Here is a 7,886-nt window from a genome sequence, read left to right as displayed (position 1 = left end):
TTTGAAGTAGATTTTCCGGGTAACACTAAAAAACTTCCGGTGGTTAAAGAAGTGACCAAAGGCGATTTTGACATTACAGGCATCGTGGGCTTTTCAGGAAATAAAATCATTCTGACCCGAACTTCTTTCAATCAGGCCAGTGAAATCTACTCCTATGATTTAAAGTCGAAAGCCTGGAATCAAATCACCAAAGTAAACGACGACATTTACAATTCCATTTCGTTAAGCAATGTCGAAAAACGTTGGGTAACCACCACAGACGACAAGCAAATGCTGGTTTGGGTGATTTATCCGCCCAACTTTGACCCTTCAAAAAAGTATCCAACACTTTTGTACCTGCAAGGTGGACCACAAGGTGCTTTGAGCCAGTTTTACTCCTTTAGGTGGAACTTTCAGGTGATGGCTGCACAGGGTTATATTTTGGTAGCACCCAACCGCAGGGGGATGCCCGGTCACGGTGTGGCATGGAATGAAGAAATAAGCAAAGATTGGGGGGGACAGGCTATGAGGGATTACCTCTCAGCCATTGATGAACTGTGCAAAGAACCTTTTGTTGACGATACAAGAGTGGGGGCAGTGGGAGCCAGTTTTGGGGGCTACTCCGCCTTTTTCCTTGCCGGAATGCACGACAACCGATTCAAAACTTTTATTTCACACGCAGGGGTGTTTAACCTGGAAAGCATGTATGGCACTACTGAGGAGCTGTTCTTTGTCAACTGGGACATCGGCGGACCTTACTGGGAAAAAGACAATAAAGATGTTCAAAGAGCTTACAGCGAGTTTAACCCTATAAATATGGTTTCAAAATGGAACACCCCTATGCTGATTATCCAGGGAGCCAAAGATTACCGTGTACCGATTGGACAAAGTCAGGAAGCCTTTCAGGTGTTGCAGCAAAAAGGCATCAAAAGCCGTTTTGTGCTCTTCCCCGAAGAAAACCACTGGATACTACAACCCCATAATGGTATGGTATGGCAAGGGGAGTTTTTCAGGTGGTTGAGGGAGACGATGTAAAGTTGGGAATAAGAAGATAGCACGCTAATAACGCTGATACTGCTGATTCTCGCAGATTTTAATAAGATTTTTTCCATGAAAATCCGCTTAAGCCGTGTTATCTGTGTGCTATTGTTCCGAAATTTTATTTGATAAAAAAGATATATTTGGAGAATGAAAAAGTTTTACAAGACAAACAAAGATTTTCCAAAACTCTCAACAGTGCTGAGAGAAACAAATCATGAATCAACAAACATTTTTAAAGATAATTATGTATTGGAACTTCTAAACTTACCAAAACTACACAGCAAAATCGATTTGCAATCTGGACTGGTCGGCAAATTTGAAAACCATAAACTCTAAACAATAAACAAAAAACTTTAAGTGGAATCCAACCTCCTCACCCAACTCTTCCTACCTCTTGCCCTCTTTGTCATTATGCTGGGTATGGGGTTAACGTTAAAACCCAACGATTTCAGAAATGTGATTTTGTTTCCCAAAGCAGTGGGTGTGGGGTTGTTTTTGAAACTGGTTTTTATTCCGGCACTGACCTTTGGGTTGTTGTTTATCTTTCCCTTGCAACCGGAGCTGGCGGTGGGGTTTGTGATTTTGGCGGCTTGTCCGGGTGGGGCAACTACCAACCTGATTACCCACCTCTCCAAAGGCGATGTGGCGCTTTCCATCACTTTAACTGCTATAGCCAGTGTGATTACGGTATTTACCATTCCCATTTTGGTGGATTTTGGTATGTTGCAGTTTATGGGCGAGAGTCAAAAAATTGAACTTCCGTTTTTAAAAACCATTGGCCAGATATTGGCAATAACTATTGTTCCTGTTGCTGTGGGGATGGTAATACATAGCAAATACCCCAAATTCTCCCACAGGGCTGAACGTCCGGTAAAAATACTTTCGGCGCTGTTTCTGGTGCTGATAATTGCTGCGGTGTTAATCAAAGAACGTGCTAACCTCGGGGAGTTTTTCGCGAAAGCGGGACCACTGTCCTTAGCACTCAATTTACTGGGGATGTTTTTTGGCTATATCATCACCAAAGCCATCACCAAAAACAAGGCTCAGGCCATTGCAGTGGGCGTTGAGGTGGGCATTGTAAACGGAACGCTGGGTATTGCCATTGCCGCAGGAATTCTTCAAAACTCTGTGATGACAATTCCTTCGGCGATTTACAGTATAATAATGTTCCCGGCCGTGATGCTGATGGTTTATTTAGGGAATAAAAAACCAAAATCTGCCTAATGGCTCACATAACCTGCACTACCTTTTTATTCAACAATTGTTTGACGTTTTCAAGCGATTCAAACAACTGTTCTAGTGATTCAATCACAAAATAGTCTTCCTGCATCACATCGGTTCTAAACGGTTTGTTCAAAATGATTTCAATATCAAATGGCAGAAAGTTCGCTTCCTGATGGTGAATTTGATTGGTTTCGCCAAAGGACGAAATGATTCCTGCGCCATAGGATTTAATTGCACCGGCTTCCTGAATCACGCCAAACTCTATTGTAAACCAGTACAACCGTTGTAACTGAACCAATTTTTCTTTATCGTGAATAAACTCCTTGCCCAATTTCCCAAACTCATAGACAAATTCTGAAAACACCGGATTTGCCAATAACGGAATGTGTCCAAAGGTATCGTGAAACATATCCGGCTCCTCAAGGTAATCAAGGTTTTTCATGCTTCGCAACCAGGTAGAGGAACAGAATCGCTTTTGCGAAAGCAGCTTAAAAAACTCCTCAACAGGAATCAACCCGGGAACCACCTCTATTTTCCAGCCGGTTTCTGATTTAAACCAGCGGTTCATTTTCTCGAATTCGGGGATTTCATTTCCGTTTAAAACAGGGTTCATAAAATCGAGCGATTTCAAATAGGCAGCAGATCCTTTTGTTTTCAGGTTTTGCTGTTGTCGTTCAAAAAGTAACTTCCATACTTTTTTGTCCTCCTCAGAGTAGTTGTTCATGTTTTGTTTCATTTCATCTGTTCATTTTTAAGCATAAAAAAATCCCGATTCAAAAGAACCGGGATTTTAGGTTAACGTATTTGTTTTTTAACAATACATCACTGTCCGATTCTTCTCGTAAGAATTGGATAGTAATAATATGTGTTGTTAAAGTTTCTCATTGCTTTTGTAAAACCCAAATCTAATGAAATAGTTTTTAATTGGCGGGAATTTTAATGAAAATTGTGAAAACCCAAAGTTAAAAAATGCTTGGGTGGAGGAATTGTACGCTATTTATATACAACCTGCATCAAGAATAAAGCAACAATATTTACTACAGAAATTATCAAATAAAGGAATACCAATTGTTTGTTTCTTTTTGTCAAATGATAATTTTCAACAAACTCTTTAGTATTAATCGAGGTTCTATAAAATTGAACATAAAAATATATGCTTAATCCAATTAAAATAAAAACAGATTTTGAAGGAATATAGTTTAAAATAAAAACTATGGACATAATATTGAAGAAAACCATTAAAATATAAAATACCTAACTCCCTACTGACCAATATTGATATTTTTTCCAAACCTTGATATACTCTTGTGCAATCGTTACAAAAGCAATTTCAAATAGTTTCATATCCCTAATTTTTTTGTTGTTTTTAAATCTATATTAGAATAATCAATCAACCTCTCTCACTTATTTTCTTTTCTGGATTTTGCCATGTATTGAACACAGAATAAACAATGACTTTATCATTTGCAATTTCATAAATAACCAAGAACGGAAATCGTTTTAAAAAAGCTACTCGATAGGGTTTTCGCTTTTGAGGAAAGTGCTTTGGATTTGTTATAATCCTTTCAAAATAAGTGTCCAGATGTTCTAAGAATTCTTCCCCAAGCCCGGTGCGTTTTTCTTCGTAATATAGGTAAGCTTCGATGATTTCAATATTAGCCTCATCTTTAACATCTAAAATATATGTCATTTACTAACTGCTTTTCTTGCGTTTTGTTTGACCTCTTCCCAAGTAAAGGATTTACTTTCACCTTTTAAATGGGCCTCTCTACGCTTGTCAATCATTTGATAATGCTCTTCGCTTAGGGTTAGTTCCTGTTCGTCATTTTGATAGGTCTCCGCTAATGCTTTCATCATTTTTAATAATCTTACATCTGCTGAGTTTATATACTCTTTGACGGTATTTCTTAAATCTAAAGTTGTCATAATCTATACTTTTCGTTTTGTAAAGTTACAAATTTTGTTCCACAGATTTTCATTTTAACTAAATGGAAAATATGTGTTTATGTTTAGAAAAGCAATCTAAATCATTTTTTGTAACACGATGCAAAGAGTAAAGTGAAGGTATATTTCAAGAAACGCCTCTCTAATTTAAAACAAAAAATTAAATCACCCGACGCACTTCCACAAACGCATTGTTCCAGTAAGACTCATCAAGACTGGAAATGATAACCCCCTGTGAAGTGGAGGAGTGGATAAAATAGACCTTGCCCAGAAAAACCTCTACCACCAGACCCACGTGATTGATCACATTGCGCCTGCGGTCGGTTTTAAAAAAGACCAAATCGCCCACATTTACTTCATTCAAACTGATGCGTTGACCCCTTGTGGCCATATCACGGCTGTTGCGGGGCAGCATAATGTTTTCTTCTTTAAAAGCTGTAAATACAAGTCCGGAGCAGTCCATGCCGTTGGCAGTAGTGCCCCCAAACCGATAGGGCGTGCCGTGAAATGATTGCGCCACATCCACGATATTTTTGATTTTTAAATCTACCGGAGTATCGGCTTTTGAAGTTGCCGGATTGTAAACAACTACCTCACGTTCCTTGGGTTTTGAGGTTGTTGATGTGTTTTCCTTTGGAATGTTTCTTGAACTGGGGTCAATGACAATTTTAGCGTCATATTTTTTTTTGGCACTGCCACAAGAGGCAAGTAGAAGGCCGGAAATTAGCAATAGAAAAAAAGGTTTCATCTTTAGATTCATTGTATGCTGTTAACTATCAATGTTGCAGTTTTTTTACTGGCTCCTTTTCCGCCAAGCAATTTTTCAAGTTCAAAATAATCCAAAAACATAGCGGCTCTTTTTTTATCGTCCAAAATGTTGTTCAACTCGGCTTTAAGCCTTTTGGTGTTGAATTCGGTTTGAATGAGTTCGGTGACTGCCGGTTTGTTTAATATCAGGTTTACTAACGAAATGTAATTCAGTTTTATTACCCGCTTGGCGATTTCATAAGATATGCGGCTCCCTTTATAGCACACCACCTCTGGAACTTTAAACAAAGCCGTCTCCAGCGTTGCCGTGCCCGAAGTGACCAAAGCGGCATAGGAAGCACTCAGCAAATCGTAAGTGCGGTTGAGCAGCAAATGCACGTTTTCCTTCTTGATGAACTGTCTGTAAAAGGTTTCATCTTGATTTGGCGCACCGGCAATGACAAACTGATAGTCGGGAAAATCATCCACAACGCTTAGCATCACCGAAAGCATGACTTTGATTTCCTGTTTCCGGCTTCCGGGGAGGAGAGCGATGATGGGCCTGTCGTCCATTTCAAGCTCTTTCTTAAATATTTTTGGGTCAATGGGCGACCTGTTTGAAATGGCATCAATAAGCGGATGCCCCACAAAATGCACCGGAAATTGATGTTTGGTTTCGTAAAAATCTTTTTCAAAAGGCAAAATCACATACATCGCATCCACATCGCGTTTGATTTGCTTAATGCGGTTTTCTTTCCAAGCCCAGATTTGAGGCGAAATGTAATAATGCGTGGGAATTCCCTTTTCTTTTGCCCACTTAGCAATGCGCATATTAAAGCCGGGATAGTCAATAAAAATGATGACATCAGGGTGAAACTGCTCAATGTCCTTTTTACAAAAAGAGATGTTTTTAAGAATGGTATTCAGATTGAGAACCACTTCCAGAAACCCCATAAATGCCAGTTCGCGGTAGTGCTTGACCAAAGTACCACCTTGCGCCTGCATGAGCTCACCGCCCCAATAACGAAATTGGGCATCGCTGTCCAGCACCTTGATTTCTTTCATCAGGTTTGAAGCGTGTAAATCTCCAGATGCCTCTCCGGCAATTAAATAGTATTTCATTTCCCTACTCCCGCGAAAGCGGGAGTCCCGTTAATTAAACTATAATTAAACTATCAAACTCAAAATTGCAAATACATTATCACCAACGCAGCCAGAATGGTTGCCATCAACACCCCACGGGCACGGTAAAGTTGCCTTTTTTTAATCATTGTAAAAAACACGAGGAGGTTTAAAATGGCACCAAGAGCTATGAGATTTCCCAATGTGTCATTTAGCCTGGCAATTTTAAGGCTCTCAATAAACTCATAATCCAGAAAAAAATAGACGTAGATAAACATTCCGGCAAGGTTGGCCGCAATCCCTATCAAAAAACCTAAAACAATTTCTTTTTGCATTTTTTAAAATTATTTTTTGAAATACACCTCAAAGCAAAATCCATCAACAAACAACAAACCTTTTCAGCGCAAATCTGCGAAATCTGCGGGAGATAATAATTTCAAATTTGTTTTTTCAAACGCCATATCTAACTACTCAAAAACTCAAAAACTCAAAAACTATCATACATCCCATTTATTAATTTCTTTGATGGCGTGATGGGCGGTCAAATCAAACTGCACCGGAACAATGGAAATAAACCCCTTTTCCAAGGCAGCTTCATCAGTATCCTCGCCTTTGTCTTCGTTGACAAACTCACCGGTAAGCCAGTAATAGTCCCTGCCCTGAGGGTTTTTTCGTTTGTCAAAAGTTTCTATCCATTGGGCATTGGCCTGTCGGCAAACTTTTACACCTTTGATGTCTTTTTCCTGGAGTTTAGGGATGTTGACATTCAACACAACGCCTTTAGGCAAGCCATTTTTTAAAGCTTCCAAGGTGATTTTTTTAATGTATTTGGCAGCCGATTTAAAATCGGCATCCCAGGAGTAGTCCAGCAATGAAAACCCAACGGCGGGAATGCCTTCAATTCCGGCCTCGACCGCTGCACTCATGGTGCCCGAGTATATCACATTGATGGATGAATTTGACCCGTGATTGATGCCGGAAACACAAATATCCGGTTTCTTTTTCAAGATTTCGTGCACGGCCAGTTTCACACAGTCAACCGGAGTGCCCGAGCAGCTGTATTCCTCCTGCACATCGTCGTCAATATTGATTTTGTTGATATAAAGTGTGTTGTTAATGGTTATGGCGTGACCCGTGGCGCTTTGCGGTTTATCCGGTGCCACCACAATCACATCGCCAATTTCTTTCATTATGGAAATGAGCATCCTGATGCCCGGTGCTGAAATTCCGTCGTCATTGGTGACCAGTATCAAGGGTCTTTTTTTATTCATGAAGCTAATTTTATGCTAAAATAAACAATTTCGCTTCTAAAATTTACAACTAAAAGGTTTCGGTTTCAACAAAGTTATCAAGAATAAAAAATGGGGCAAACAACATCTGTTTTATCCTTTCGTTTCTTATATTGTGGGGTGAAACATGGTTTAACATAAAATTAGTAGCCCTTTGGCTTTGTGGCACGGTTTTTTGTATAAATTAGTAACCTAAAATGATTTTACTATGCGATTTATGAAAAAGAATTTAAAAGTACTTCTTCTTGCCGTTTTTGTTGCTGCGGCTTCCTGTAGTTTCACCACAAAAACAATCGATGACCCCGAAAAGGACAAAGTACTCATAGAATTGATTACTTATGTACTTGAAAAAACTCATTTTGCCAATAAGGATTTTGACGACGCCTTCTCTTCAGAGGTTTACCATAAATTTATCATCGACATTGACCCGCTAAAGCGCTATTTTCTGGCTTCAGACATTGAAGAATTCAGCAAATATGAATACCAGATTGACGACCAGTTAAAAAACAAAGACATTTCCTTTTTTGATCTGGTGCATAC

9 protein-coding genes and 1 pseudogene are annotated in these 7,886 nt (G+C 39.3%); 3 read left to right on the top strand and 7 right to left on the bottom strand.

From position 1 onward, the window contains the following. Both AC6F75_RS04775 and AC6F75_RS04770 read left to right on the top strand, forming a co-directional pair. The coding region (locus tag AC6F75_RS04775; protein ID WP_500713804.1) for a prolyl oligopeptidase family serine peptidase at positions 1-1,014 on the top strand (1,014 nt) is incomplete at its 5' end. Between the two features lie 363 nt (positions 1,015-1,377). Then, entirely contained in the window at positions 1,378-2,244 is an 867-nt protein-coding gene (locus AC6F75_RS04770; RefSeq protein ID WP_500713803.1) for a bile acid:sodium symporter, read from the top strand. 4 nt (positions 2,245-2,248) lie between these two features. Here the strand turns inward: AC6F75_RS04770 and AC6F75_RS04765 are convergent, their stop codons facing one another. The 7 genes from AC6F75_RS04765 to surE form a co-directional block, all read right to left on the bottom strand. Beyond that, positions 2,249-2,980 (bottom strand): phenylalanine 4-monooxygenase, encoded by a 732-nt coding sequence (locus AC6F75_RS04765; RefSeq protein WP_500713802.1) that lies wholly within the window; start codon positions 2,978-2,980, stop codon positions 2,249-2,251. A 654-nt stretch (positions 2,981-3,634) separates the two neighbouring features. Beyond that, positions 3,635-3,934, bottom strand: a complete 300-nt coding sequence (locus AC6F75_RS04760) for a type II toxin-antitoxin system RelE/ParE family toxin (protein WP_500713801.1) — start codon at positions 3,932-3,934, stop codon at positions 3,635-3,637. Next, positions 3,931-4,170 (bottom strand): addiction module protein, encoded by a 240-nt coding sequence (locus tag AC6F75_RS04755; protein WP_500713800.1) that lies wholly within the window; start codon positions 4,168-4,170, stop codon positions 3,931-3,933. The genes AC6F75_RS04760 and AC6F75_RS04755 overlap by 4 nt, the downstream gene beginning before the upstream one ends. Positions 4,171-4,348: 178 nt before the next feature. Next, a complete protein-coding gene (locus tag AC6F75_RS04750; RefSeq protein ID WP_500713799.1) occupies positions 4,349-4,936 on the bottom strand; it encodes an NlpC/P60 family protein in 588 nt (195 codons plus the stop codon). 8 nt (positions 4,937-4,944) lie between these two features. Continuing rightward, entirely contained in the window at positions 4,945-6,057 is a 1,113-nt protein-coding gene (lpxB, locus tag AC6F75_RS04745; RefSeq protein ID WP_500713798.1) for a lipid-A-disaccharide synthase, read from the bottom strand. Between the two features lie 59 nt (positions 6,058-6,116). After that, complete coding sequence (locus AC6F75_RS04740; RefSeq protein WP_500713797.1) at positions 6,117-6,392, bottom strand: hypothetical protein; 276 nt, start codon at positions 6,390-6,392, stop codon at positions 6,117-6,119. Between the two features lie 162 nt (positions 6,393-6,554). Beyond that, on the bottom strand, positions 6,555-7,328 hold the full coding sequence (gene surE, locus AC6F75_RS04735; RefSeq protein WP_500713796.1) for a 5'/3'-nucleotidase SurE: 774 nt from the start codon (positions 7,326-7,328) through the stop codon (positions 6,555-6,557). A 235-nt stretch (positions 7,329-7,563) separates the two neighbouring features. Here surE and AC6F75_RS04730 point away from each other — a divergent pair. Next, positions 7,564-7,886 (top strand): annotated as a pseudogene (locus AC6F75_RS04730) (tail-specific protease); the annotation flags it as partial.

The organism is Planktosalinus sp. (genome assembly GCF_059864935.1).
Note: the sequence above shows the minus strand (reverse complement) of the source record. Positions and strands in the feature narration are given on the sequence as shown.

What these genes read in the sequence shown, in the direction of transcription:
- AC6F75_RS04750 (WP_500713799.1), bottom strand. Translation starts at nt 4,936, where the DNA reads ATGAAACCTTTTTTTCTATTGCTAATTTCCGGCCTTCTACTTGCCTCT.
- AC6F75_RS04755 (WP_500713800.1), bottom strand. Translation starts at nt 4,170, where the DNA reads ATGACAACTTTAGATTTAAGAAATACCGTCAAAGAGTATATAAACTCA.
- AC6F75_RS04760 (WP_500713801.1), bottom strand. Translation starts at nt 3,934, where the DNA reads ATGACATATATTTTAGATGTTAAAGATGAGGCTAATATTGAAATCATC.
- AC6F75_RS04740 (WP_500713797.1), bottom strand. Translation starts at nt 6,392, where the DNA reads ATGCAAAAAGAAATTGTTTTAGGTTTTTTGATAGGGATTGCGGCCAAC.
- surE (WP_500713796.1), bottom strand. Translation starts at nt 7,328, where the DNA reads ATGAATAAAAAAAGACCCTTGATACTGGTCACCAATGACGACGGAATT.
- AC6F75_RS04765 (WP_500713802.1), bottom strand. Translation starts at nt 2,980, where the DNA reads ATGAAACAAAACATGAACAACTACTCTGAGGAGGACAAAAAAGTATGG.
- lpxB (WP_500713798.1), bottom strand. Translation starts at nt 6,057, where the DNA reads ATGAAATACTATTTAATTGCCGGAGAGGCATCTGGAGATTTACACGCT.